The 26,684-nt window shown below is 34.5% G+C and carries 23 protein-coding genes; 9 read left to right on the top strand and 14 right to left on the bottom strand.

All coding sequences use genetic code 11. From position 1 onward, the window contains the following. The first annotated feature begins 123 nt into the window (after positions 1-123). The 5 genes from AC2A1G_RS18200 to AC2A1G_RS18180 all read left to right on the top strand — a co-directional run bounded on the left by AC2A1G_RS18200 (position 124) and on the right by AC2A1G_RS18180 (position 8,026). Positions 124-1,755, top strand: a complete 1,632-nt coding sequence (locus tag AC2A1G_RS18200) for a KAP family P-loop NTPase fold protein (protein WP_484048318.1) — start codon at positions 124-126, stop codon at positions 1,753-1,755. Between the two features lie 220 nt (positions 1,756-1,975). Beyond that, positions 1,976-2,908 carry a hypothetical protein gene (locus AC2A1G_RS18195; protein WP_484048317.1) on the top strand — a complete coding sequence of 311 codons (933 nt, stop codon included), beginning with the start codon at positions 1,976-1,978 and terminating at the stop codon, positions 2,906-2,908. 85 nt (positions 2,909-2,993) lie between these two features. Beyond that, entirely contained in the window at positions 2,994-4,976 is a 1,983-nt protein-coding gene (locus AC2A1G_RS18190; RefSeq protein ID WP_484048316.1) for a Shedu immune nuclease family protein, read from the top strand. A gap of 25 nt (positions 4,977-5,001) precedes the next feature. After that, positions 5,002-6,132 (top strand): hypothetical protein, encoded by a 1,131-nt coding sequence (locus tag AC2A1G_RS18185; RefSeq protein ID WP_484048315.1) that lies wholly within the window; start codon positions 5,002-5,004, stop codon positions 6,130-6,132. A gap of 79 nt (positions 6,133-6,211) precedes the next feature. Then, a complete protein-coding gene (locus AC2A1G_RS18180) occupies positions 6,212-8,026 on the top strand; it encodes a hypothetical protein (protein WP_484048314.1) in 1,815 nt (604 codons plus the stop codon). A 343-nt stretch (positions 8,027-8,369) separates the two neighbouring features. Here the strand turns inward: AC2A1G_RS18180 and AC2A1G_RS18175 are convergent, their stop codons facing one another. Next, positions 8,370-9,008: an MBL fold metallo-hydrolase gene (locus AC2A1G_RS18175; protein WP_484048313.1), complete on the bottom strand. Its 639-nt coding sequence runs from the start codon at positions 9,006-9,008 to the stop codon at positions 8,370-8,372. A 62-nt stretch (positions 9,009-9,070) separates the two neighbouring features. On the opposite strand from AC2A1G_RS18175, the gene AC2A1G_RS18170 reads away from it, so the two are divergent. Next, positions 9,071-10,282: a type IX secretion system plug protein gene (locus AC2A1G_RS18170; RefSeq protein ID WP_484048312.1), complete on the top strand. Its 1,212-nt coding sequence runs from the start codon at positions 9,071-9,073 to the stop codon at positions 10,280-10,282. A 113-nt stretch (positions 10,283-10,395) separates the two neighbouring features. On the opposite strand, the gene AC2A1G_RS18165 is transcribed toward AC2A1G_RS18170, so the two are convergent. From AC2A1G_RS18165 to AC2A1G_RS18145, 5 genes are all read right to left on the bottom strand, one after another. Next, the gene (locus tag AC2A1G_RS18165) at positions 10,396-10,656 is read right to left on the bottom strand and encodes a hypothetical protein (RefSeq protein WP_484048311.1); all 261 of its coding nucleotides are present in this window, start codon (positions 10,654-10,656) and stop codon (positions 10,396-10,398) included. 4 nt (positions 10,657-10,660) lie between these two features. Continuing rightward, a complete protein-coding gene (locus AC2A1G_RS18160) occupies positions 10,661-10,888 on the bottom strand; it encodes a hypothetical protein (RefSeq protein WP_484048310.1) in 228 nt (75 codons plus the stop codon). A gap of 224 nt (positions 10,889-11,112) precedes the next feature. Then, positions 11,113-11,493, bottom strand: coding sequence for a VOC family protein (locus AC2A1G_RS18155; RefSeq protein WP_484048309.1), 381 nt, complete (start codon positions 11,491-11,493; stop codon positions 11,113-11,115). Between the two features lie 11 nt (positions 11,494-11,504). Further along, on the bottom strand, positions 11,505-12,527 hold the full coding sequence (gene hemH, locus AC2A1G_RS18150; protein ID WP_484048308.1) for a ferrochelatase: 1,023 nt from the start codon (positions 12,525-12,527) through the stop codon (positions 11,505-11,507). Between the two features lie 75 nt (positions 12,528-12,602). Continuing rightward, positions 12,603-13,481 (bottom strand): NifU family protein, encoded by an 879-nt coding sequence (locus tag AC2A1G_RS18145; protein WP_484048307.1) that lies wholly within the window; start codon positions 13,479-13,481, stop codon positions 12,603-12,605. A 393-nt stretch (positions 13,482-13,874) separates the two neighbouring features. On the opposite strand from AC2A1G_RS18145, the gene AC2A1G_RS18140 reads away from it, so the two are divergent. Beyond that, positions 13,875-14,393, top strand: coding sequence for a gamma carbonic anhydrase family protein (locus AC2A1G_RS18140; RefSeq protein ID WP_484048306.1), 519 nt, complete (start codon positions 13,875-13,877; stop codon positions 14,391-14,393). A 372-nt stretch (positions 14,394-14,765) separates the two neighbouring features. On the opposite strand, the gene AC2A1G_RS18135 is transcribed toward AC2A1G_RS18140, so the two are convergent. Continuing rightward, positions 14,766-15,206: a hypothetical protein gene (locus AC2A1G_RS18135; protein WP_484048305.1), complete on the bottom strand. Its 441-nt coding sequence runs from the start codon at positions 15,204-15,206 to the stop codon at positions 14,766-14,768. Between the two features lie 65 nt (positions 15,207-15,271). On the opposite strand from AC2A1G_RS18135, the gene AC2A1G_RS18130 reads away from it, so the two are divergent. Continuing rightward, positions 15,272-17,392 (top strand): helix-turn-helix domain-containing protein, encoded by a 2,121-nt coding sequence (locus tag AC2A1G_RS18130; protein WP_484048304.1) that lies wholly within the window; start codon positions 15,272-15,274, stop codon positions 17,390-17,392. A gap of 102 nt (positions 17,393-17,494) precedes the next feature. On the opposite strand, the gene AC2A1G_RS18125 is transcribed toward AC2A1G_RS18130, so the two are convergent. The 7 genes from AC2A1G_RS18125 to AC2A1G_RS18095 form a co-directional block, all read right to left on the bottom strand. Beyond that, on the bottom strand, positions 17,495-18,868 hold the full coding sequence (locus AC2A1G_RS18125) for a hypothetical protein (protein ID WP_484048303.1): 1,374 nt from the start codon (positions 18,866-18,868) through the stop codon (positions 17,495-17,497). Continuing rightward, the gene (locus AC2A1G_RS18120; protein ID WP_484048302.1) at positions 18,865-20,601 is read right to left on the bottom strand and encodes a hypothetical protein; all 1,737 of its coding nucleotides are present in this window, start codon (positions 20,599-20,601) and stop codon (positions 18,865-18,867) included. Before AC2A1G_RS18120 ends, AC2A1G_RS18125 begins: the two co-directional genes overlap by 4 nt. Positions 20,602-21,420: 819 nt before the next feature. After that, positions 21,421-22,338: a helix-turn-helix domain-containing protein gene (locus AC2A1G_RS18115; RefSeq protein WP_484048301.1), complete on the bottom strand. Its 918-nt coding sequence runs from the start codon at positions 22,336-22,338 to the stop codon at positions 21,421-21,423. A gap of 63 nt (positions 22,339-22,401) precedes the next feature. Beyond that, positions 22,402-23,157 carry an SDR family NAD(P)-dependent oxidoreductase gene (locus AC2A1G_RS18110; protein ID WP_484048300.1) on the bottom strand — a complete coding sequence of 252 codons (756 nt, stop codon included), beginning with the start codon at positions 23,155-23,157 and terminating at the stop codon, positions 22,402-22,404. Between the two features lie 301 nt (positions 23,158-23,458). Beyond that, the gene (locus tag AC2A1G_RS18105; protein ID WP_484048299.1) at positions 23,459-23,689 is read right to left on the bottom strand and encodes a thioredoxin family protein; all 231 of its coding nucleotides are present in this window, start codon (positions 23,687-23,689) and stop codon (positions 23,459-23,461) included. Between the two features lie 27 nt (positions 23,690-23,716). Next, on the bottom strand, positions 23,717-24,616 hold the full coding sequence (locus AC2A1G_RS18100; RefSeq protein ID WP_484048298.1) for a dihydrodipicolinate synthase family protein: 900 nt from the start codon (positions 24,614-24,616) through the stop codon (positions 23,717-23,719). Positions 24,617-24,659: 43 nt separating this feature from the next. Next, positions 24,660-25,148: a cupin domain-containing protein gene (locus AC2A1G_RS18095; protein ID WP_484048297.1), complete on the bottom strand. Its 489-nt coding sequence runs from the start codon at positions 25,146-25,148 to the stop codon at positions 24,660-24,662. 100 nt (positions 25,149-25,248) lie between these two features. On the opposite strand from AC2A1G_RS18095, the gene pdxR reads away from it, so the two are divergent. Beyond that, positions 25,249-26,673: a MocR-like pyridoxine biosynthesis transcription factor PdxR gene (gene pdxR, locus AC2A1G_RS18090; protein WP_484048296.1), complete on the top strand. Its 1,425-nt coding sequence runs from the start codon at positions 25,249-25,251 to the stop codon at positions 26,671-26,673. Positions 26,674-26,684: the final 11 nt, after the last annotated feature.

The following is a 26,684-nucleotide window of genomic DNA, read 5'->3' as shown; positions in this document are numbered from 1 at the left end:
AAAGATGTGAGTGTCTTTTTTTATGTTGTTGCAAGATTGTTGCAAGAATCTGTGAGACCACTATCAATACATTTTTTTAATTACTATCTTGCAAGTACAACTTTATGAAATATTTCATCACTTATGGAGGAGAAATCAGATTTTAATATTCAGATTTGTATAAAGAATATTTTTTTTATTCTAGTATCAATTGCAGTGTTGATCGCCTTCACGTCGGAAATCGAAACTTTTTTTAAAGGTGAGATTTTTGGTTGGTTTTACACAGTGGACTCAAACGGTTATTTGGACTTTTTGATTTTACTGATTAGTGTTTTTTATGTGTCAATCAAGGTTAGAGAGTGTGAATATGAGATTCCCAACATAAAGGTTACTTTCTTACTTGTATTATTGTTAGTTTTTTATACGTATGAAAGATTTTTTAACACTGAATTTCCGTTTACTTACTTCAAATGGAAATTCTTATCAGACGTTGCATATCTTGATGGATTATATTTGTTGTTGGTTCTCCATCTTACGGGTTATTTAAAAAATATATTTCAGATTCAATATAATAATGAAAGTAATGGTGGACTTTTGGAAGATCTTCCCCTTAATGATAGTAACGAAGATGGATTAGGTGGACTTCTAGAGATATCTTCGAAAAAAATTCTAACTATATTAAGGGGTAACAAGTTCACAAACTCTTATACGATTGGTTTGAATGGTGAGTGGGGCGACGGTAAAACATCAGTTTTTAATATCGTGAAAAAAGATCTTACAAAAGATGATGTTGTAGTTATTGATTTTAATCCGTGGATGGGTTACGATAAAAAGGTGTTAATAAGAGATTTTTTCAATTCCCTTTCCGAAGGATTAGGATCTGATTTATCATCAGAAATATCAAAATATGTACACGAAATTCTAAATAATGGAGAAGAATCAGGAATAATAAATTTCATAAAATCTCTTGTAATAAAAGATGAAAGTATTCATTCAATATTCACCAATATAAATGAAAAAATTAGACTCTTAAACAAAAAAATTATTGTTTTTGTTGACGATGTTGATAGATTAGATCGAGACGAAATTTTTGAACTTTTAAAACTTATAAGGAATACTGCAAACTTTAATAATGTGTTTTTTATTGTTGCCTATGATAGGAGTTATGTGAACGAGAGTATAAAACATCAAAGTTCTGAAACTACGGTTAAATATCTTGATAAGATTATCAACGTGGAAATTAATCTTCCTTATTTTGATAAATTTCTATTAAAAGATTATTTCTTAAAACAATTGGATGTTGTGGTGCCACAAGATTTAAAATATAAAATCGATTATTTTAAAAAAACGTATGAAAAAGATCCTTTAGTTTACGATTTAGGTTTTGAAGAAAATGATTTGTTTGTCTATTGGTTGAGTAATTTTCGTGAAATTAAGAAGATAATAAACTCAATAAATGTCAATTACAATCACATGTATAATAATATTAATTTCCATGATGTTACGCATTTGGAAATTTTGAAATTAAAACATCCGTATCTGTACAGGTTGTTATTTGCGAAAAATAAAGAAATATTCAACATTCATTCAACGGTTAATTGTTATTATTTCTCACTGATTGACGAAGTTCGGGCAAGAGATAAAAGATTTGAAGATTTTATAAAAAGAAACAAAGAGACCGGAAAAACGGAAGAAATGGCACCAACTGTATTCGCGTTTTACGTTGATGAATATTGTCAAAAAAATAACATTAAAGAGTTCGTTTTACATTGGTGAAACGGACTCTTTTGTTAGATGTTTTAATGAAATGATAATGCTCAGTAGTCAAACTTTCTGTGAAATAAAACAAAATGTACTTTAGTAACTTATCTTTGTGTGTAACTAATAAATTTGAGATAGATAAATTACCTGTCTAGATAGCAAAAAAGACAATTTACATTATGTTCTAATCAGAGGACTTTTTACAAGATATGCATCAGATGAAAAATACAACAATATGAAAATTCAGTCTACTTATCCCATAAATGATGAAGTGGTTAATGATTTGAAAAAAATACTCGAAGAATATACAATTATCGAATCTGTTGAAATTCATGAAAACGATCCGAGCAAGAAAATTTATTTAGGTGAAAAAGATAATAGGACTTGCCGGTTCTGTCAAAAAAAACATCCTCAGACTTCATTTAAAAATGTTAGTCATACGTTTCCGGAATTTCTCAGTAATAAAAGTTTATTATCATATTATGAATGCGATGTTTGTAATAATTATTTCTCAATGTTCGATAGTGAATTTGCGAGAATACTCTTGCCATTTAATACTTTTTCAAGTACTAAAAACAAAAAAAATAAAACACCAAAATTTAATAATGGATTGGAAATATTTGAAGACGTTAATAGTATTATAAATATCAAAAACCTTCCAGACAATATAATCGGGGATCCTAACAATATTGAATTTGAATTAGAGACCCCGACTTATATTCCTAATTACGTTTATAGGTCGTTAATTAAAATGGGAATTTCTGTAATCGGAAATGATAAAATAAATAATTATAGATCAGAAATTGCTTGGTTAATGTCTTTGACGAGTGATACCATTACTGAGTCATCTATGATTTTTTCTCTTTTTCCATTTGATAGACCTACAAATAAAATTCGATGTATAGTTCTTGAGAGAAAAGTAAATTTTTCAAGAAATATTCCCAAAACATTGATGTCCTTAAGCTATAAAAACTTTTCATTTCAAACCTTCTTTCCTTTACACATTTCAGAGAATTTTGAAACCTTTTTTCCACATCCTCACATTTTACCGACCCCTTTAGATCTTTACGAAGAATTAAAGGATGAGAAAAAAATGTCATTAATAAATTTGGATGGAAAAATAAAGGAGAAAGGTGAAGAATTTAAATTTTCAATAAAATCAATTTAAAAGGTTTTAACCAACTTTCAAAAGTTTTCACAAAGATCATGTCATCTTTTGTATATTTGAAATTACACAAAAAAACTAATAAACTATGCAAATAGATATTGCCGGAAAAGTTAGAGAAAAAAAATTACCTAACAACAAAGTTCTTCTTCCCCTTTACGAGGCTATAGTAAACTCGATACATGCAATTGAAGATTTAAAACTTGATGAAAAGGGATTGATTGAAGTTGAACTTGTTCGTTTAAATCAAGAAGAAATTGAATATGCGGATCTGAGCAAATTACCTCCGATTAAAGATTTTATAATCAGAGATAACGGTATTGGTTTTACAGAAGAAAACTATGAGTCTTTTAATTTTGCTCATTCTTCATACAAATATGAAAGAGGTGGAAAAGGAATTGGTAGAATTACTTGGTTACGTGCATTTGATAGAGCAATAATTGAAAGTCAATTCAAAGAAAATTCACAATATTTAAAAAGAAATTTTAATTTTGAAACCACCAGAAAAGGTATTGAGAAAGAGTCCGTCACGATGATTGGTGACAGAGAAGGATTTTGGTCTACGACAATCACTCTAAGAAATTTAAAAGAGCGATACAGAAGGTGGTGTAACAATAATGCTGAGGACATCGTTTTTAAAATATTGGAACATTGTTTTTCTTTTTTTCTTGAGACCAACTGTCCAATAATTGTAATTGTTGACGGTGACCGAAAAATTGTAGTAAATGACTATTTTAGTACGTTCATAGAAAAAACTGTCGAAAAAAGACCCTTGGTATTTAACAAAAATAAGTTTTCGATTGATATAGTTAAGTCTAAAAATACAAAGTCGGATAATAAAGTCCACTTACTTGCAAATAAAAGGGAAGTAGTTAGTTTCTCTCTAACAGAAAAAGTTCCTGAGATTCCAATATTTTTCACAGATATTAATGGAGAAAAATATTCAATAAGTGTATATGTGTCCGGGAAATATCTTGATGAAAATGTTAATGAAGAACGAACCGAAATAATATTTGATGAAGAAAATAATATGTTTTTGGAATCAATTTCTTTTGACGAGTTTAAAATTAAGGTTTCAGAAATCATCCGGAGTGAATTTAGAGACGAACTATCATATTTTTCTGAAAAAAAACTTACGAGGGTAAAAGATTTTGTCGTTACACATCCAAGATATAGACATTTACTAAAATATAAAAGCAGTGAGATTTTGGAAATTTCTAATTCTTCAGACGATTCCAAACTTGAAGTTGAATTGTTCAAAATTCAGCAAAAATTAGAGTTAGAAGTACTAAAAGAAACAAAAGTAGAGATTGAAAACATCCAAACTAAAGAAGATTCATTTAATGATGTTTTGCACGAAAAAATTTTAGATGTTGGTACCGCAAAATTGTCTGAATACATATTACACAGAAAACAGATTTTAGATCTCTTAGATTTACATTTAAAAAAGAAAGATTCGGGATATTCGACAGAAGAAATAATCCATAGTTTAATTTTTCCTTTACGAAAAACTTCAGATGAAATATCTTTAGAAGAACATAATTTGTGGGTCATTGACGATAAACTCTCATTTCATGATTATTTGGCATCAGATAAAACTTTTAAATCAATAGAACGAACTGAATCCAATTCAACAAAAGAAACTGATATTGTAGTTTTTAATAAGTCTCATCTTTTAAGTGATGAAAAAAAACCTTACTCCTCTATCGTTATTGTTGAATTTAAAAGACCCATGCGTAATGATTATACAGATAAAGAAAATCCAATTAATCAAGTAAACACATATGTCAGAGAAATTATAAATAACAAAGCATTAGATAAGGACGGAAGACCCTTTGACATCAAGGATAAAACACCAATCTACGCATACATAGTATGTGATTTGACTCTCAATATGAGAAAATTTGCAGAAGATCAAAACTTCACCGTCTTACCGGATAATGACGGATACTTTAATTTTAACAGAAATTATTCTCTCTATATTGAAATCATTAGTTTTGACAAACTTATAAGAGATTCAAAGAAAAGGAATAAAGTATTATTTGAGAAACTTAATCTTCCAACTACCTAGTTTAAAATTCTAGTTTTTTATATAAATGAAAGCGTCACAACAATTAAGAAAGCCCGAAAATTGGCAAGATTTTGAAAATCTCTGTAAAAAACTTTGGGGTGAGATATGGAAATGTGCTGAGATAAAAAAAAATGGTCGGTCAGGACAATTGCAAAATGGAGTAGATATATATGGTATCCCTCATAATGAAAAAGATTTTTTTGCTATTCAATGTAAAGGTAAAGATGATTATACACAGAAAAATCTAACTCAGGGTGAAATTGATAAAGAAATAAATCTCGCATTAACTTTCAAACCAAAATTGAAAAAATTTTATTTTGCGACAACAGCTAACAAAGATGTAAAAATTGAAGAATATGTAAGAATTAAAAACATTGAGAATATTCAGAAAAACCTTTTTGAAGTTCATATTTTTAGTTGGGAGGATATTGTTGACTTGATTGAGGAAAATCCCAACACCTATCATTACTACGTTAATAGTGTTAATTTTAAAACAAAGAATTCAGTAAAAATAACATTTGATAATGACAATACTGAAACAACTATTACTCCAAAATTTAAACAACAAATTACCGTTTACAAATTAGAAGATACTATTTTAAATTATCAGTATACAGATTCAATTTTTGCTGCATTTAACGGATCACAAAAAAAATACGGTCAAATATATAATGCTCGTAATGATAAAACCAAAATTAATCTTAGTTATTGTCAAATAGAAGTAAAAATTCATAATACTGGAGACGCTCCTATTGAGGAATGTAGAGTATCATTAAAATTCGATAATAATATAGAAAGTATAAAAGAAAGTAATGAGTTACGTCCCAAATTCTATTTTCCAATCATTAGTAAATACATTCCAGATATTCGTATAAACGATGATCTTTCTGTACTAATTGTTCCACAACGAAATATTATAGTTGGAGATGATATGTATACTACTGATTCTTTTTTTGTTAAACCATTTCCCCAAAAAAGTAAAATAAAAGTATCATGGAAATTGATTTCAAGAAGTTTTAAACAAACAGGGGAAGTTTATATCAATATAGATCCAGAAATTGAGAAAACTGAGAAAACTATATTTGTTAAAGATCCACTTGAAGTGCTAGCTGAAAAGGGAAATATTGGAGAATATATTGTTGAAAAAGAAGATTAGTAATTGATATACTAAATTTCGATACATTTATTATACATCAACAACTAGATGTCAAAATGTCTAAACCGTTAATATAATTTTGGAAACTAATTTAATGTTTTTTTTGGATAACTTTATCATAAATAAAGCAACTTATAAGAAAATGATCAGATCTTGGAAATTTATACAATTTTTATTTCTACTAACGTTTGCATTACTTGCATTTACACCCGTTATTGAAAAAATTAACTTTATACCGGATCTTTTAAATCTATCACAATTAGAATCGCCCCAAGATTTTTTTGGAATGATTCTTGGATCTGTAGTGTCAATTTTTGGGATTTTGATGGCCGTAGTTATTCTCTCAATAGAATTTTTTAAAGAAAAAATTCAAAAGAATCAATTTACAAACCCCCTAGAAAATCCCGCTCTAAAAAGTTCTATTTACTTTTCAATTAATTTGATTTTAATATCATTTATATCATATATTTTCATTCCAAATTTTAACTCTTCCAAATTTATAACGACTGGTTATTTCATTGGAATTTTATTTATTATCTACTTATATCTACTTTTTGTTCAAGTTAGAGATATTATTAGTAATAGCAGTCAAATAAATGAAGTTCTCAAACTTGTTGATAAACTAAATTTTGATGATTTCAAAGAAATTTCAGTCACTCAACACAGCGTTAATCAAAATAGCAATTTAAGAATTTTAAAACGAGAAATTGATATCTACATTTTAGAAAGTAAAATCACGTCATATGAAGCTGTAAATCAAAGAATATTGGAGAAATCAATAAGTTTTATCGGTGATGGTACCGATCGATTTAAATGTGATACAGTTTTGAATGCATTACGATGGCTTTGGTCAGAAAATTGTAAGACTGCTATTAGGGCAGATGATCCTCAGTTTTTTGATTTAGTTTGGTATTCTATTCAGGATATTTATTTATATGGAGCTGAAAAAAAAATAAATCTTTTACATTTTCAAGAATTTGAATCTTTTATATTTTTGGAAGTCAAAAACCTATACAAAAAATTTAATAATACATTGTCATTAGAAACAGCATTAAATGTCATTGAAAATTCTTTTCGTGAAAATGTAATTAAAAATTGCCCAAATGAAAGAGATAATTGGAGTCTTTTGAAATTGTATGAAAATATTGATGATACTCATCCTTCTTATTTAAAATCGGATTTGTCATGGGATCATTTAGTTGGTATTACTGATTATTTAGGAGATATTCAAACTATTGCAATGGATCTGGATGATGCAGAAATTTTTAGAGAATGTAATTATAGAATACAATCAATATGCTCAGACATTTTAACTAAGTTTAATAATTTAGGAAATTATCAAAAAGGATTTTTGATTTGGCATAGTTTAGTAGGTAATTACTACCGTTCCTCTCTTGCCTTGGAAAAAGGACTATTTCCATCTACAATGTATTGTTTTGATGTTCCCAACTATTTAATTGAGAATATAATTCAAAAAGATATACTTCATGAAAAGGATATTAGAATTATTATTACAAATCTAGGAAATTATCTTTTTGAAGCACTAAAAAACAAAAATCTAGATGTTGAAAATGGATTAGGAACATTCCATGATTTTTATACAATAGGTTTAAAATCTCTGAAGAAATATAATTCATCTCCCATAAATAAAAAAGTTGTTGATTATTTTATTTCTTATTTAGAAAATAATAAAAAGTACATAGAATCAAAAGGTGTCGAAAATTATGTTAAAGAATTTCAGGCAACAAAGTTTGCACTAGAACATTATATATCAGTAGGAATTAACTATGGTTTAGATGTCAATATTTCTCCGATACAAGATTGGAAAAACATTGTCTCAGACTTTACAGATATAAGTCAAGATTCTAATTTTAATACTTCGTGGGTAATTTAGAAGATTTTTTTTACTATATTTTATTATTAATATAATTAATTGACTGATGAAGCTCAGGCGAATTTACCGTTCAAAATCTTGCGAGAAACAGATGTTCTTGCAAGATTTGTTGCAAGACTTTTTTAGTAGATGGTCATAGAACATAATAAATCATCAAACAAAATAAAATGTCCCCTTTTCTGTCCCCTTGATATACAGTAAATTACGGAAATCCTGCAATGACTCATAATCAGGTGGTCCCTGGTTCGAGCCCAGGTGGGACCACAATAAAACCCTTGGATATGCTGATATTCAAGGGTTTTTAATTTTATAACAAAAGTTTTGAATTGTTTTGATGAAATAATTACCTCAAAAACGGATTATACTGTTTCTCAAAACCAATTGTAGTCGGATTTCCATGGCCTGAGAATACTTGTGTTTCTTCATCTAAAATGAGGAGTTTGGATTTAATTCCTTCAATTAACTGTTCGTAATTTCCTTTAAACAAATCGGTTCTTCCGATGCTTCCTTCAAATAAAACATCACCGGAAATCATGAATTTCTGCGCTTTATTATGATAAACCACGCTTCCTGGAGAATGACCCGGAACGTGATAAATTTTAAATTTTTCTCCGTCAAAATCAAGTTCATCGCCTTCATTGATGTATTCCAAATCAACATTGATATGATTCAGTTCAAATCCGAATCTCATTCCGCTAATCTGGAACATATCCAAAACTTCCTTGTCATCCTGGTGCATTGTCACCGGAACCTTATAAGTGTCGAATGCCCACTGTAAACCTAAAATATGATCGATGTGAGCGTGAGTTAAGATGATTTTTTCAATCTTTAAATCCTTTTCAGTAATAAAACCTTCAATTGCTTGGGTTTCCTGCTCGTTCATATTGCCCGGATCGATGAGCCACGCATTTTTGTTTTCATTATAAAGAATGTAAGTGTTTTCACTTGCAAAATTGCACACGAAACCTTGGATCTGAAGCATATTTAATATTTTTTAGCGCTCAAAAATACGATATTCTTTAGAGATTCGTTATCTTCGTCATAATGAAAACGTTGAAGATTTTTTTATTAAGCCTTAGCAGTTTGGCTTTCGGTCAAAATATACAGAGCGTACAGCTTTTTAATCCCCAGACAAATGACGAAACACCGGTGATCAATATGGGCGAACAGTTGGTTTTAAGTTTTGATGATTTAACCAATGGAAGTACAATCTACCGTTACACTTTGAAACATTACGACAGAAACTGGCAGGATGATAATTTATTTTTCACAGAGATTGCTACGGGAACAATGAATGCCCTGCTTGATCAGTTTGAATATTCTTTCAACACGCTTCAGCCGTACACGCATTACAAGCTTACTTTTCCGAATGATAAAATCAGACCGAAAATTTCCGGGAATTTTGAAATTATAGTTTATAAAGATTCTGCAGACAAACCTCTTTTTAAAAGAAGATTCAGTATTTCTGAAAACGGTGTTAATTTAGCTTTAAATATTACCAGAGTTTCCGATGCAAGAAAACCTAACATCAATCAGAGAGTTGAAGTGCAGGCAATTTCCAAAGGTGGAGATATCTCTTCCAATGTGAATTCAATGTCACTGAATGTGGTTCAGAATAACAATCCAAACGTGGTTGTTTTTAATCAGAAACCAAGTTCTACGATGGGAAGTCAGCTTCTTTTTCAGCAAATGAATCTTACTTTCCCGGGAAATAACGAGTTTTACTATTTTGATAATAAAAACATCAGAATGCCGGCCGATATGGTGAGGGCTACTGAGATTATCGAAAATGTGCATCAAACTTATCTTCATCCGGTTTGGGCTTATCCTTTAGATTATCAATATCAGCCTGATGTAAATGGGGCTTGGTATTTCAGAAGAAATGATATGGGGCAGGAGAGAAATGCTGAGCGAGAAGCGGATTATGCAGTGGTGCATTTTTCTTTAGACTCCGAACCGATGGATAAAGAACTGTATGTTTTGGGAGGTTTTAATGATTTTAAACCTTCTAAAGAATCACTCATGACTTACGATGCGGAAAAGAAAAAATATGTTGCTAAAATATTTCTGAAACAAGGTTTCTATAATTATATTCTTGGTACGAAAGAAGCTAATGGAAGTGTGAATTTCGGTGAAATAAACGGAAATTTCTGGCAGACAGAAAATCTCTATCAGGCTTTTCTTTACTACAGACCTTTCGGGAGAAATTACGACGGGCTCATTGGTTATGGGGAGTTCAGAACGCCTGTGAAATAAAAAACCAAAACCTTACAAAAAATGCAAGGTTTTGGGGATCAACTGTCTTTTGAAGACTCACAGAAAAATAAAATATAATATGTCAAATAAACAAAGTTTCTTTTTAAGGGCTTTTATTCTTTAAATACCGCTGTAATCAATAGGTTTTCATCATTTTCAAATATATAATGGATATTGATCGGGAGTTTTTGGGTTTTGAAAACCTGCATCTCCTTGTTTTTAATATCGATATGCTCTGAATTTTCTACAATCTGATGTACAGAATCTTTCAATACGTCCAAAAACAGCTTATCTTGATGTTCTTTTTCAGAGTTGAAAACACGCATCAGCATGCGAATGTCATTTTTTGCAATGGATGACAGAAGTACTTTCATTGTACTAAGCACAGATTTGTTCCAATTCTTTTAAATTATCAAAGAAATCTAATTTTGTGGCAGGATTTTCAGAATGAAACTGAATTCTGTACGAAACCTCATCCATCTGAAACTGCGGAATATCTGCCAGTACCTGTGTTTCTACCTTGTCAAGAATCTTTGAAAGAGCTTCCAAAAGATCCGGACTCAAAACTTCGATTTTCTTTTTTAAAATTTCAATAGTCGCCTCCATCATTTCAAATTTTTAAATGTCATTTTGTTTTTGATGAGGTAAAGGTAGTGAAAAATATTAATAAACAAAATTTTACCCCTAATATTTTAAGGGTTATTTTAAAATATTTTAATTTTTAAACAAAATTAACTTAAAAAACGAGGGGGGGGTGGAATAAAAAAAACGATATTTAAATTTAAATATCGTTTTTTCTAAAATATATTGTAAGATTCACAGAGGTATTGCTATGATTTAATTTTAAGAGGAGAAACAATGACTTTGTAATGGTCGCAATCTTCAAAACAGATTCCATTTTCTGTCCAATATGGATTTTTGGGTTGCAAAACAGGAACTTCGAACTTTTTAAGATTATCCAGAATTCTGTTGTATTCTTCATTTGATTCAGGATAGAAAACCAAAGCATCATCCTCATCAAACTCAGAAACGGGTTCTTCTCCGTTTTGTGTGAATTCCAGATGCCAGTTTTGATCTTTTACTCCAAGAAAAACTCCGTCGTAATTGTCGTGATTTTTAAATTCTCCAAGTATTTCAAAATTTAAAACCGAAGTATAAAAGTAAATTAAACTTTCAAGTTTTTGTGTATGTCTTGCGTATCGGAACTGCATGTCTTTACAATTTAAACCAAATAAAATTCATTTAATTTTTCTTCACAAAGTGTTTTTACCACATTTACCCATCGGTCTTCATCATTAAGACAGGGGATGTAGTGGAAATTTTCACCGCCACCATGTTCAAACTGATGTTTTCCTTCCACGGAAATTTCTTCTAAAGTCTCAAGGCAATCTGCAACGAAGGCTGGACAAACGATTGCTAAATTTTTAACCCCTTTTTTACCAACATTTTCCAATGTTTCATCGGTATAAGGCTCCATCCATTTGTCTTTTCCCAAACGGGACTGGAATGTTACCATCACTTTTTCTTTAGGTAGACCTAATTTTTTTATAACCGAATTCGTCACATCAAAACACTGATGACGGTAGCAAAATTGATGACTCGGATTGTTTTCACGGGAACAGCAATCGTTTAAATTGCAGGTATTGGTAGGATCTGTCTTATATATATGTCTTTCCGGAACGCCGTGATAGGAAAATTGTAATGCATCGAAATTTTCCGGGAGTTTTTCCTTAATGCTTTCTGCAAGACATTCTATATATATGTCTCTGTTGTAAAAAGGCTGAATGTAATTAATCCTCACCTGTGGAAAAATTTTTTTTCTTACTTCTTCAGCTTTTTCGATTACCGTTTCTGTTGTACTCATCGCATATTGCGGGTACAGCGGGAAAAGTACAATATCTGTAACACCCTGATCGACGAGTTTCTGAATTCCGGCTTCAATGCTGGGCTGAGCATATCTCATTCCGATTTCTACCGGAACATCCACTAATTTCTGAAGTTTTGCCTGAAGCTGTTTCGTGATGACGATTAAGGGGGAGCCTTCGTCTGTCCAGACTGTTTTGTAAGCTTCGGCAGATTTTGCAGGTCTTGTATTGAGGATGATTCCTTTTACCAGAAGTGCACGGAAAAACCAACGGTAATCAATTACCTTTTCATCCATCAAAAATTCATCAAGATATTCTTTCACATCCGGAACAGATGTTGACCTTGGCGAACCGAGGTTGACTAATAAAATTCCCTTCATAATTATGAGTAATGGGTAATCAGTAATGAGTAATTTAACATATTGCTTATTACTCATTGCTCATTACTTATCTATTTATCCGTTTACGGCTTCTACTTTTTCTACTAATTCAGGTACGAACTGTTTTAAAATATTTTCAATTCCGCCTTTTAAAGTCGCTGTTGAACTTGGGCATCCTGAACAGGCGCCCTGTAAAAGCATTTTAGCGGTTTTATTTGGAGCATCATATTCCATTAAAGAAATTTTTCCACCATCGTTTTCTACTGCCGGAGCAACATATTCGTTTAAAATATCAGAAATCTTCTGCTCGTCATCGGTGTAATCTCTGTTAATGATTTTTTCTACAGGATTTTCATGTTTCTGACTTTCAATGTTTGAAATCTCACCACCATTCTGAAGGTATTCAGCAATCATGCCTCGCACAGCCATCATTACCTGGTGCCATTCTACAGAATGATCTCTCGTTACTGCTACGAAATTATCTGAAATAAACACTTCCGTTGCAAAATCAAATTCTTTGAAAATTGCCTCAGCCAAAGGAACTCCTTCTGCTTCATTTCTTGATTTTACTTCCACAAAACCATCCATCAGTATTTTGCTTGAAACAAACTTCATAGCATTCGGATTAGGTGTCATTTCAGCATAGATCTGATACATTTCTTTTTTCTTCTGAAGGTAAATTCTTGGGTTTGCCAAAAGTTCGTCTTCGATTACATTTTTCAGACTTTCTGCCACGTGTTCCCACTCAACAGTATCTTGTTTTGCCACTGCAATAAAATTGGCTGTGACGAAAATTCTTTCCACAAAAGGATAGTTGAAAAGCTCCTGCGCTAAGGGAATTTCTGAAACATCAGAATTTCTGTCCAACTCCAAAGACCCAGGAATCAAATTGTAGTCGGCTACAAATTTCATCACTTTCGGGTTTTCGGTTGGTTCTATAAGTATGGTATGCATTTTTTAATTAAATTTGAATGTACAAAAATACGGATTTAGAAGTTAGAAGCTGGAAGTTGGGAGTTAGATTTTTGCTATGATGATTATTATATATAAAATTTCATTCTGTTCTTTTGTCTTGAAATCGAAGATTCGACGCAGTCAAACAAAAGAACCAAAAATTCAAGACCTGGATGTCTTCGCTAAAATTTTAGAAAGATTCCTAAAATTTCCAAACTCGGGCGGAAACAAATTTATAAAGCTTAAAGACACTTGTTGCCGCCAATCAAACAGTGGAAATTTCTTAACGAAATCTTTCTAAAATTTTTTAACGCTTCAATCTCCTAAGTCAAATAAAAACACAATCTGCGTTTTAAAAATCATTAATTTAAAATATCAAATTAAAATTAAAATATGGCTTTAATAAAAGAACTTTTAGGAAAAACTCCTCAGATTGGAGAAAATACTTTTCTGGCAGAAACCGCAACCATTATTGGAGATGTTACAATGGGAACTGACTGCAGCATTTGGTACAACGCCGTGATTCGTGGGGATGTAAATTACATTAAAATGGGTAACAAAGTCAATATTCAGGATAATGTAATGTTACATTGTACCTATCAGAAACACCCCTTAAATATTGGAAACAACGTATCCATAGGTCACAACGCAATTGTTCACGGATGCATCATCAAAGACAACGTTCTAATCGGAATGGGTTCTATCGTGATGGATAATTGTGTGGTAGAAGAAAATTCGATCGTTGGTGCAGGATCTGTGGTAACGCAGGGAACGCACATCAAATCCGGAGAAGTCTGGGGCGGTGTTCCGGCAAGGAAGTTAAAAGATATTAATTCTCAGCTTTTAGAAGGCGAAGTAAACAGAATTGCAGATAATTATGTGAAATATTCGTCGTGGTATAAGGAGGAATGATGGGATGGAGAGTTTTAGGGTTCCGTTGATTTCTGATAATTAAAATTTAAAATCAAAAACGACTTTGGAAATGTTTTCAGAGTCGTTTTTTGTTGTAAAGCTCGGTTAGTTGAACCACTTCGTGGTCCTTGTGAATATCGTTTTATATTTCCATGGGTTTGGCTTCGCCGAATCTCGTCCCTCGATTTCACCCACGGCTATTAGTATTAAACCACTTCGTGGTTTTGATTTTCGGAAAATTTTTAAAATGATTATTCTAAAATTAAATTTTTTAATCTCTTTTTTAGCTTTATCTTCAAGTCTTTCACCTTTCTTTTTTTAATTTTCCGAGCTCTCACACTTGGCTCTTTTTACTTTTTCCTTGGCTCTTCCCTAAGGATAGACCAAAACAGCTTTCCCCGCCTCACATCTGATGGAAACCGGCTCTGCCGGCAGCATACAGTCAGAAACGAGTTCGTATTTTTTATTGTGAGCGATCATTCTGTTTTTGAAATTTTCAAGTTTTGCCAAAATAGATTCCTCATTTTTCTTAGGATAGGCAATGTAAGAATACGGTCCGCCACAGGCTTTGGCACCTATTGGAGCAAATGCCCATTCTTTTGGATCTGTACATTTTTCTTTTTCAATTTCTGCGTCTATGGCTGATTTTAAAATATCAAGCTGTGCCTGATCATATTTTCTGCTTTCAGCGTCAGCAGGTCTTTCAGCAATATCTTTTGGGAGTGTTTCCGGATCCGGAGCAGCAGTTTTACAAGCCGTAATTGTCAGAGAAAATACGCAGACTGAAATTATTTTTATTAAACTTATTTTCATTATATCATTTTTTTAAACGAAATCAAAGTGTATGCCTTCGCAACATTTTTGTAATTTTGAACACGATGAAAGATCATTTTTTTGAATTAATTGAGCATACCAACAGAAGCGTATTTTTAACAGGAAAAGCAGGAACGGGAAAAACTACCTTCCTGAATGATTTTGTAAAACGCACCCGAAAAAAACACATCGTTGTGGCACCCACAGGCATCGCCGCCATCAATGCCGGCGGAGTAACCGTACATTCTATGTTCGGCCTTCCGCTGCGGACTTTTTTGCCGACCACCGACAGAATAGATACCAATCTTGCCAATAATATTTTTGATCTTCAACAACATTTCAAATATAGAAAAGATAAATTAAAACTCCTGCGTGAAGTAGAAGTAATCATTATCGATGAGGTTTCGATGCTGAGAGCCGATGTTTTGGATATGATGGATCATTCACTACGTTTTATCAGAAGAAACGCCTCACCTTTCGGAGGTGTACAGATGCTTTTCATCGGAGATTTGTATCAGCTTCCACCTGTTGTGAGAGACGAGTATGTCTTAAAAATGTTCTATAATTCACCATTCTTTTTTGACAGTTTGGCCATCAAACAAATCCCGTTACTGACGATTGAACTGACGAAGGTTTACAGACAGACCGACGAAGATTTTCTTGAAATTTTAAATGCCATCCGCGACGGCGATGTTGCGAATATTAATTTTGAAGAATTAAATAAAAGATACGATCCGCTTTTTGATTCCGGAGACCAGCCCTATGTTTATCTGTGCTCACACAACAAAATGGCAGACGATATCAATCAGGAAAAACTGCAGGAACTGAAACACGACGGCACAACTTATGAAGCCAAACTTTTTGGTGAATTCAAAGAAAACCAATATCCGAATGAGCAGTTTTTAGATTTAAAAATTGGCGCTCAGGTCATGTTTATCCGAAATGATATTTCTGGTGAAAAAAAATATTACAACGGAAAGTTAGGCGAAATTTCGTCTTTGGATGAAAAGGAAATCAAGGTTGTTCTGGAAGGTTCTGAAAGAGAAATTACTGTAAAAAGAGAAGTCTGGGAACAAAAAAAATACTTTCTCGACAGCGAAAAAAATATCAAAGAAGAAGTTTTGGGGAGCTTCGAACAGTTTCCAATAAAACTGGCTTGGGCGGTTACCATTCATAAAAGTCAGGGTTTGACGTTTGACAAAGTGATTATTGATGCCGGAAAAAGTTTTACAGCAGGACAGGTTTACGTTGCTCTTTCGCGTTGCCGTACTTTGGAAGGAATAGTTTTAAAATCTAAAATTACGCCTGAAGTTATTTTTAAAGACAACAGAATCCTCAAATTTCAGGGAGATACGCACGCCAACGATCATGTGGAAACCATTATTCACAAGGAAAAATACGATTACAGCATCAAAAAAGTACTCAGAACATTAGATTGCCATTGGTTTTTAAAAGAAGTTGAAGACTGGAACAACCGTTCTATTGTTACAAAAAGTATTGACCATCTCAAGGCAAAAAAACTGTATCAGGAACTGAAGCACGATACTCTGAACCTCATCAAAATTTTTGAGAAACTTGACCGTATTTTAAACCAAAAAATCGCCAGTTTTATTTCAGGAGAAGAAGAATGGACTGAAATTGAAAGCAAAACCAAAGGCGCTGTTAATTTCTTTTTTACTGAAACTAGGAATAAAATTTTTGATCCGATGAAGGATTTTTATTCTGAAATTAAAGGTGCAAAAGGCTTAAAACAATACAACGACGACCTCAGAAACTGGCTCGAAGATATAGAAGAATACCTCAACAGTTTAAGGGAAATTCATTTACTGGAAACCAAACTTTTAGATGAAAAAAATGATAAGGAAGTGACGATGCAGATTGCGAAAGTTCCTTCTCAGGTTTTAACTTTCCAGTTATTCGAGCAGGGAAAAACCATTTCTCAGATTGCCATGGAAAGAGGTCTGGTAAAAGAAACCGTGATCGGCCATCTCGCAAAATATGCAGAAAATGGTCTTTTGGATATTACGAGAGTGATTACTTCAGATAAAATTAAAAAATTTGAAGATGAATTTTACAAAAACCCGCACGAAACCCTCAACGAATGGAAATCTGCGCTGCCGTCGGATTTTGAGTTTAATGAAATCAGAATTTTGATCAATCATTTTAATTTTAAGAAAGGAGGTTAGTTTTAGACTAAAAATGAAAAAACGGGCAGATACCATTTGATATCTGCCCGCATCATTAATAAAACAACTATTTATGGATGGAATATTCTCCTTTTGCGTAAATTACTTTCCCGATTTGGCTTTTAAAAACATAAAACTATAATCGGTAGGGTATTTTTGAGCTCCTGTTGATGCGCCTTTGTGGCAATCCATACATTGAGTTCCCTGAATGTAAGTTTCCATGGTTACATTGGCGATGTTGTGAGGAATGATTCCGCCATCAGATAAAGGTGCTTTTTTATTGTTAGCCGAGTCGTCAACCGGATTTTGAGGCCACTGTACATTCACCAGTTGATAATATTGCCACACCGACTTCGGGTTGCTGGCCCGTATCATGTCCTGAACCTGAGCATTCAGATTCTGTATATCTGCAGAAATTTCATTCTGAGCAATTCTTACCACTTGAACAGGAGTATTCAGACTATCCTTACCCGGCTCCGGCGACTGATTTGGCGTAGATTTACTGTTTTGATTGTAGAAAGTATATTTCATTTTCGGATCTACTTTTCCTTCCGTTGGGGCATTGTTCACGTGCTCAAAAGTCATCCATGAAAACTGAGGCGACTGATCGGTTTTTCTGATGATATGAAGACCTACCAGTCCCAGATATTTCTGAGTATATTTCCCGTAAATTGGTTGCTGGTTTTTATCGAAACCTTTGATTTCGGGAACCATTGCTTTAGATATTTTATAAAAGTTCTTCAGAGAATCCAGCTGATTGTCGGGAATCACACGCCAGGCTGCCTTGATCTCAATAGATTCCATGGGAAGCCAGACGCCTTGGTTTTTTGCGGCATAAGCATTTAAATTATCCGTGTTGTACAGTTTGTTTTTTCGGATAAAATCACTTTCAATAGTGTTCATTCTGATCTCGTACCAAACGATATTTCCTTCCTGATCGGTCAGCCATTTTCCTTTTGCCTGCATAATCTCATTCACATTATCGCCAAGCATTGATCTCATTTTGGGATCTGATGCCTGAGGATGAATATCTGTAAATTTATTGATTTCGTTGATGTATTTTACATAACCGTTTTTGGATTTAAGGTTAAATGCTGCAGGCGGTTGAGAACTAAAAACCTCATCACTGCTCATGAAACTTTCCCAAACTGTAGGACTGTAATCTCCCGGCATTCCGTAATCTGATGCCAATGCCGTGGAATCAGGAATGCCACGCTGTCCGGATGCTTTCCAGTTTAAGGCAAGAAAGTTTTTCCATGCAAAACAGTTCATTACATTTTGATCGCTGTGTACGCAATCATCATCTGCAAGTTTGTAAGTCACAGAAGGCGGATCGCAGAACGCACCACAGTTGATTTTGTTCGCTGTTGGGGAAGAAAATCCTACAGCTGAAGTCATTGGTTTACCCTTTTTTCCTTTTTCGCATGAGGATAAAATGAAAAAGAGTACCATTAAAAATAGTGTATTCGTTTTCATTTCAGTAGTTTTTGAACTTGTTGAACCTGTTTTTCAGAGAGTAAATTTAAATTTTCTTCAACATTTGCTTTAGGAAGAGAACCGTTTGCGACCACTTCAAGAACTCCCGAGACCGCAAATTTCAGGTCTGTAGAATTATTAAATAAAGCAAGTGGTTTTTCGCTTAAAGAAACATCAGCGTCAACAGAAATTTCAACCAAAAACAACTGATTGTCATTTCCCAGATCCTGAAAATTGATAACTGAAACATGAATTCCTACGCCAAAATCAAACCCTGTATTTTGATTGGAATCACTTGCCAATACAGCAATTCCTCCTGTTGTTGTTCCGGCTTCTACCTGTGTGATGCAGGATGTGAGATTTGAAAATGTATTCAATTGATTATAAAGACTCGCCTGCAAAAGATTATTATCTAAAAGATACTGTACACTTGGTAAATTAGTTTCCGGGCTGCCCACTTTTGGGAACTGTTCGGGTTTAGACTGGGTGTCTTTTATTCCTGTACCTGCAAGCTGAACATTAAATATATCGGCAAGCTGTGAACCCCATTTCAGAGGTTTTCCCTGAACTGTAATATCGCTGAGTTTAAAATTTGCATCTGCAGGAACTTCAAATCTTGAATGAAGAATCATTCCGTTGGGATAATAGCTTGATCCTGTGGTTGATTCGCTTCCTCTTATTATTTTGTAGCAGTCTTTCGCTGTAATTCCATCTGCAGAAGCAGGCATTGCTATTTCATTAAAATTCGGAGTCTGACCGTATAATGCGATAGGATTGGTAAGCGAGATTTTCAACTGATTACGATAAACCAAAGCATTCACATTCTGCCCGATTCGGGGATCGCTGTTTCTGTAGATCTGACCGTACTGTGCAGCGCAAATCAAGGCGTTGGCATCTGTAATAATCTTTCCGTTGACTTCTCTTAAAATCGTTGCTGCTGCCCCAAGATAAATCTCTGCACCCAAAGAATTTGGCGGACTGGTAAGGTGCACAGCACCACCTGCGTTTTCATTAGCAGAAGAACCGCTGTTCCATTTATTGATGGGATTATAAGCAGGAAGTCCGGTTTCACGAACAATCACGGGATTTCCTTTTGAATCTAAAAGATACAGATCTTCCAGCTTTACATTTTCATTATTGAGAATTTCTTTGTAGAGAGAAACTACCGTATCAGGCGAAACTTTCCACATGTGAAACCAATATTCAGGATTTTCATGGGTGAAATCTACGGCGATAATGTCACCAGCTGCATCTCTCGTCACTGCCCACTCGCAATATTCATCCTGCCAGCCTCTCGGACCAGATGGGCCAAAACCTTTTGTCGCAGTACTTGTAGGGTCGCATGGGGTTTTGGGAACGGATAAAGCGATATTGTATTTTTTGCTGAATTCCACAGGGCCAATGTCTGCAAGCTCATGAAGTTTGTCTGAAGCATTCGCCTGTCCGAAAGTCTGTGCAAAAAGTGAACTGAAATAATGATTGATTCTGTTGGGAAAAGCATTCCACTGAATTGGAACTGTATTGTCACCGGACGGCTCTACCGGAGTTTCCAAAGGATTGTAATACCAGCTTCTGGGATGATCGTAGATGCTTGACCAAGGGTTTCCCATTTGTGAATTTACGGTACAGTATTTCACATAATTGCTCCAAGCAGTCTGCATCTGAGCCATCAGTTCGGGTTGATTTTTGAAATCAGATTCTGCCTGATAAGCAGGTGTGTCAAAATTTTTCATGGTTTTTAGTTTAATGTGATTTAGTTTTTTTAGAAATGTTTTATCAAAATTCATCTTTTTATAATTGAATTTTGATATTCAAAACTAAAAATTCTGTGTATGATTTTTTTAAGTATTTGTACGGATTTTAACCATTGCGTAAAAACCGATGAAGAATAATTCTTCAGAAAAAACTTAAACATTCAAGTACTCCGACACGTGTTTGACGCAAGATTTGACGTTCTGAACCCCAACCGACACGTCGCCAAACTATCCGGTTACGTTCTGGTAAGGTTTTGATATGTCTATTAGCCTTTCTGATATGTGGGTTAACCTGTTACGACACGTTGCTAACGTCTCCGCCAATGTTCTTTACCTAAAAGGAGAGGTTGATATGCCCCAACCGACACGTCGCCAACCTATCCCGATACATTCCGGTAAGGTTTTGATATGTCATTTATCCCTCCGGATGCGCTGGTTAACCTGTTGCGACATGTTATCGAAATCTCCTACCACGTTTTTTTCCTCAAAGTATAGGTTTTTTACCTCAAAAGAGAGATTGGGGAGCCCCACTGGACAGATAAAATAAATGTTCGGATACATCAATGACTTCCCCAAACCTAACTTAGACTTATAAAAACTGGAAATCGACCTCTTCGTAATGATATAGAACCTCATCAGATGGGTTTTTAACCTATCTGGAGCAGTAACACCTTTGTAAAATTGCTCAGATCTATATTTTCTCAAAATTAAAAAGTCCTTCAAAAATGAATTTGAAGGACGCTTTGATTATAAAATATCTTAGTTTTTTGGCTTTAAAAAAAAGATGAAATTGTGAGATCAATTAAAAGACTGCCTGAATTCCAGCGGACTCTGCTGAGTTTTGGTTTTAAATAATTTACTAAAGGATTGAGAATGCTCAAAGCCCAGTTCATAGGCAATTTCACTTACTGAAAGATCTGTTGCGGACAGTTTTTCCTTAGCCTTTTCTATTAATTTGTAATGAATGTACTGTTTGGCGTTTTTTCCAATTAAAGCTCGAAGCAGATCACTCAAATATCCCGCAGAAATATTGAGCTTTTCTGAAATGTACTGAACGGTGGGAACGCCCAACTCCAGCGCTTTGCTGTTTTCAAAATACTCTTCAAGAATTTCTTCTGTTTTTTCCAGAACATCATTGTTGACGGTCTTGCGTGTAATAAACTGTCGTTTATAAAAACGGTTGGCATACTGCAAAAGCAATTCGATCTGTGCAAGAACAACATCCTGACTGAACTCGTCAATTCGGTTTTCAAGCTCATTTGTTATAAAATTAAAAACCGAGATTACCGTCTCTTTTTCAGTTTCGGAAAGATGCAGCGCTTCATTTACAGAGTAAGAAAAATAGGCGTATTGCTTTATCTTTTTGGCTAAAGGCGATCCCAGTAAATAATCCGGATGAATGAGAAGTACGTAATATTCTGCGTTGCCTGAATATTCTGTGCCTCCCACAAGCTGATTGGGTGCGAGAAACATCATGCTGCCTTCGTCAAAATCATAATAATCCTGTCCGTACCGCATTCTGCCTTTATTTTTAATGACGAGTGTGATCTTGTAAAAATTCAGCAAGTCGTAAACGGGAAACTGCGAAACATCGTAGCAACTTTCTTTCTCGATATGCGTAAGACTGATGAGCGGATGCTTTGGTTTAGGAATACCGCAGGCATCGTGAATTTCATTAATCGACTGAAATCTGATCAGATTCTTCTCTTTTTTCATAATTTAAATTTAGCAAAAAAAACTGCAAAACCATGAGGCAATGCAGGTCATAGATTTATACTATTACCAAGGAAAAACTTCCTGTCCGGGACCGGTAAACAATCCTGAAACACCGTCTTTTTCCAAAGCAACACGTACGGGTTCTTTTGAACCTTCTTCCACCGTATCTGTTCCTTCAAAATTGTTGAGTGCTGTTGCTGTAAAGCCCGGACTCACAGCACTGATTTTAATATTCGTGTTTTCAAGCTCAAGTGCAAAAGCCACTGTGATGGCATTCATCGCTGCTTTTGAAGCACCATACACAACATCATAAGCTGATCTGTAAGGATTTTCAGGATTCATATTTAAAGTAAGTGAACCCAAACCGCTTGAAACATTGACAATTCTCGCTGTTTCAGCATTTTTCAGCAGTGGTAAAAATGCCTGAGTAACCGATACTACACCGAAAACATTGGTATCCCAGACGGTACGCATTTCTTCCATTGGTGCGATGCTCGGTTTGTTGGCTGCCAATACTTCCTGCATTGTGCGTCCCGGTTTTCCTGCATGTGAAATTCCTGCATTGTTCACCAAAAGATCCAGCTTGCCATATCGCTCGCGAATCTTTTCTGCTGCAGCATCGATGGTGTTCTGTTTTGTAACATCAAGCTCAATGGCGACGGCGTTTTCTCCAAGACTTTCAGCAGCGGTAGTCGCTCTTTCAAGACTTCTTGAGGCAACGAAAACAAGATAATCATCTTCTACTAAGGCTTTGGCGATTTGAAATCCTACTCCTGTATTGGCACCCGTAACGAGTGCTGTTAATTTTTGTAACTGCATATTTTTATTTTTAAATATTTACTGATACAAAGTTGGATAATCAGCAATTTTCAATTGTAGCCTAAGCAAGAAATTATGTAGTCAAATTGAGGACGGAGAAATTTTGTGGTAAAATTGAAAGAGGTAAACTTTTTTAAACACAAAGTCAGACAAAGAAGACTAAAAAGTTTGTGAAGAATAATTTAAGAGCTACAGAGGCTTAGATTTATCAGAAAAATACAAAAATGATGGATTAAATTTGATAAACTTTAAAGATTAAAAATAAATCCCGAAACCGTCTCAGTTTCGGGATTATTAAAGATTATTTCAAATCTTCAATGGAAGCTCCAAAGTTGATGTGAAGCACATTTCCATTGGGTAAAACCAAGGCGGGAACAGATTTTACACCGGCTTTTTCGGCTGCTGCCACTTTTGATTTTTCGTCTCCCAAATGAACGACTTTTACTTTGCTTTCAGGGATTAAATTTAATAAATCCTGTTCTGCACTCACGCAAACCGGACATCCGGCATGATAAAAAACTGCTTTTGACATGTTGTTTTGTTTTAAAAATTAAATGAATTATGATTGATACACTTTGTTATTGATGACAGAAAGAATCTTTTCTAAATGTGATGTTTCCTCTGTAGTTAAAGGCTTTAACGGACTTCTTAACTGTCCGCTATCCTCGCCCAGAATATTCAGACCGGCTTTGATGGCTCTCGGCAAACCTTTAGCGACAATGAATTTCAATAATTCTACCTGTTGATAAAATAGATCTTGAGCCGTTTTCAGATCATTATTCTGAACCGCATTGTAAAGATCAATATTGAGTTCCGGAATTAGATTCGGTGCGGCGGTACACCAACCCGCAGCTCCTGCGGCAAAAGCCGCCAGTGCCAAAGGATTTGAACCGTTGTAAAAAGCCACTTCCTCACCCAATTTGTTTCTGAGCTCATGCATCCGCTGAATATCGCCTGTGCTTTCCTTGATCATCGTGACATTTGGAATCTCCAGCAGTCTTTTTAAAAGAGCGGGAGACATATCGATTCCGCCTGTCGCAGGATTATTGTACGCCATAATTGGAATTGAAATTTTTGAAGCTACGGCAGCGTAATGAGCCACAATTTCATCATCCGTCAGTTTCCAGTAGCTCATCGGAATAATCATGACGGCATCTGCTCCGGCTTTTTCTGCAAATTTTGCATGATGAATGGTTTTATCAGTCGTAAGATTGGAAACACCCACTAAAGTCGGCACTCTTCCGGCAACCTGCTGAATGGTGGCTTCTGTAATAGCTTCTTTTTCTTCGTCATTCAGATAAGGCAAAACTCCCGTGCTTCCGAGTGGAGCAATTCCGTGTGAACCTGAAACAACGAGTCTTTCCACCAGTTTTTTAAAAAGAAGAATATCTACTTTTTCCTGCTGATCAAATGGCGTAATGGGATAGGCGATGATACCTTTAAATGGCACTTTATTCATATTTTTTGATTTTTAATGAATTAAATTTCAGATAAAAAATTATTTAATCTCTACCTTCTTCTTCTCTCAGAGCAACACCCAGATTCTGCAGTTGGGGAGCGTTTTCGCAGGCAATATATCTTGCGGATTCAGTTTCGCTTAAATTTTTATGCTGATGCCATGCCCATGACGGAATGTAAACAGCGTCGCCCGCTTCCCATTCTACTTTTTGATCTTCAATCATCGTCCAGCCTTTGCCTTCCAAAACATATAAAATCGTTTCGTAGGTGTGGCGGTGGCGGTTGGTTTTTTGGGAAGGTAATAATCCGCCGATGGTCATGCTCACATTTTTGCTCGGTAGATCGACGAAAAAAACGGGATGTTTTCTCTCTTCAGAAAACTGGTTGTGAACTCCGGCATCTTCCACATTTTTATGAACCAAATGACTTGGCATTACAAAATTAGGTCTTGCAAAGGTTTGGTGGAAATCTTTGGAACTGAATTGTTTCTGTTCGTTCTGTCCAGTGTTTTGATTTGTTTTTAAATCTGACATATCTCTAAATTTTAAATGTTATTTGCTTAATTGCATGACAAAAGTATTGTATATTTGGACTATCAAACTGATACAGAAATCATAAAAAAAGATAGTCCAGATGCTGCGGGATTGGAAATTTGAAATCGAACTGAACAGCCACACCGGGAAAGCCATTTATCTCCAGATTGCCGATGCGATTCTGAAAGATATCAATTCGGGAAGGTTAAAAGCCGGAGACGCCTTGCCCGGAAGCAGAAATTTAGCTCAGCTTTTGAAAGTCAACAGAAATACAGTCGTGGAAGCTTTAAATGTTCTTTTAAATGAAGGCTGGCTGGTTTCCAAAGAGCGACAGGGAACTTTTGTGGCAGATATTTTACCTTCTCAAAATCAGAATTCTTTAAATGAAAAAAAAGATGATGTTTCTGAATCTAAAGTGAAAAATAAATTCAGAATTCAGTTTGATGACGGCTATCCTGACAGTAAAATAGCACCTATTGATGAGTTGGCGAGGGCTTACAGGCAAATTTTCAGCAGGAAAGGAAAATGGCAGATGATGGGCTACGGTGATCCTTTGGGAGATGTAGAATTCAGGAAAACCATTGCCCAAATGCTGAACCATCAACGGGCAATGCAAACCAACGAAAATGAAATCTGCATCACGCGTGGAAGCCAGATGGCGATGTATCTTACAGCTCAATGTCTGGTAAAAGATGGAGATTTTGTAATGGTCGAAAATCCCGGTTATCAACCTGCGTGGAAAGCTTTTGAGGCTGCGGGAGCAAAATTATTGCCTGTAAATGTTGATCACGAAGGATTAATAACTGATGAGGTTGTTCAGTATTTAAAGAAATACAAGAAGATAAAAGCCATTTATGCAACACCTCACCGTCAATATCCTACGACAGTGACACTAAGCCTGAAAAGGAGACTTGAATTGGTAAAGCTATCCAATGAATATAATTTCACAATTATAGAAGATGATTATGACAATGAATTCTGTTTTGGTTACCGACCGATTTTGCCTTTATCAAGCTTGACTGAACTGAAAAACTACGTGTACATAGGAACTTTGAGTAAAGTGGTAGCTCCGGCTTTACGAATTGGATATCTGGTTCGCAATGATATTTCATTTATTGAGAAAGTGGCTGATTTAAGAAAAATAATCGATGTGCAGGGTGACAGTATTATGGAGCAGGCAGTTCTGCAACTCATCAAAGATGGTACTGTAAAAAGACACATTAAAAAAGCAACAAATTTTTATAAAAACAAAAGAGATTTCACAGCAAAATTACTGAATGAGCATTTAAAAGACAAAGCTGATTTTGAAATTCCAGAAGGCGGACTGGCATTCTGGATTGTTCCTAAAAAGCAGATTGATTGGTATGAAACAGATCAAAATTTAGATAAAAAAGGCATTAAAATAATTACACCAGATCATTTCAGTTTCGGGGAAACCATCAATGGAATAAGGCTGAGCTACGGTTCGCTATCTGAAAAAGATCTGGAGGAAGGGATTTTGGCTTTGAGTGAAATGCTCATCTGAATAATAGATAT

It is taken from the genome of Chryseobacterium sp. HNCC26DJ240 (assembly GCF_057180485.1).
This window is presented reverse-complemented; position numbering and strand designations above follow the sequence as displayed.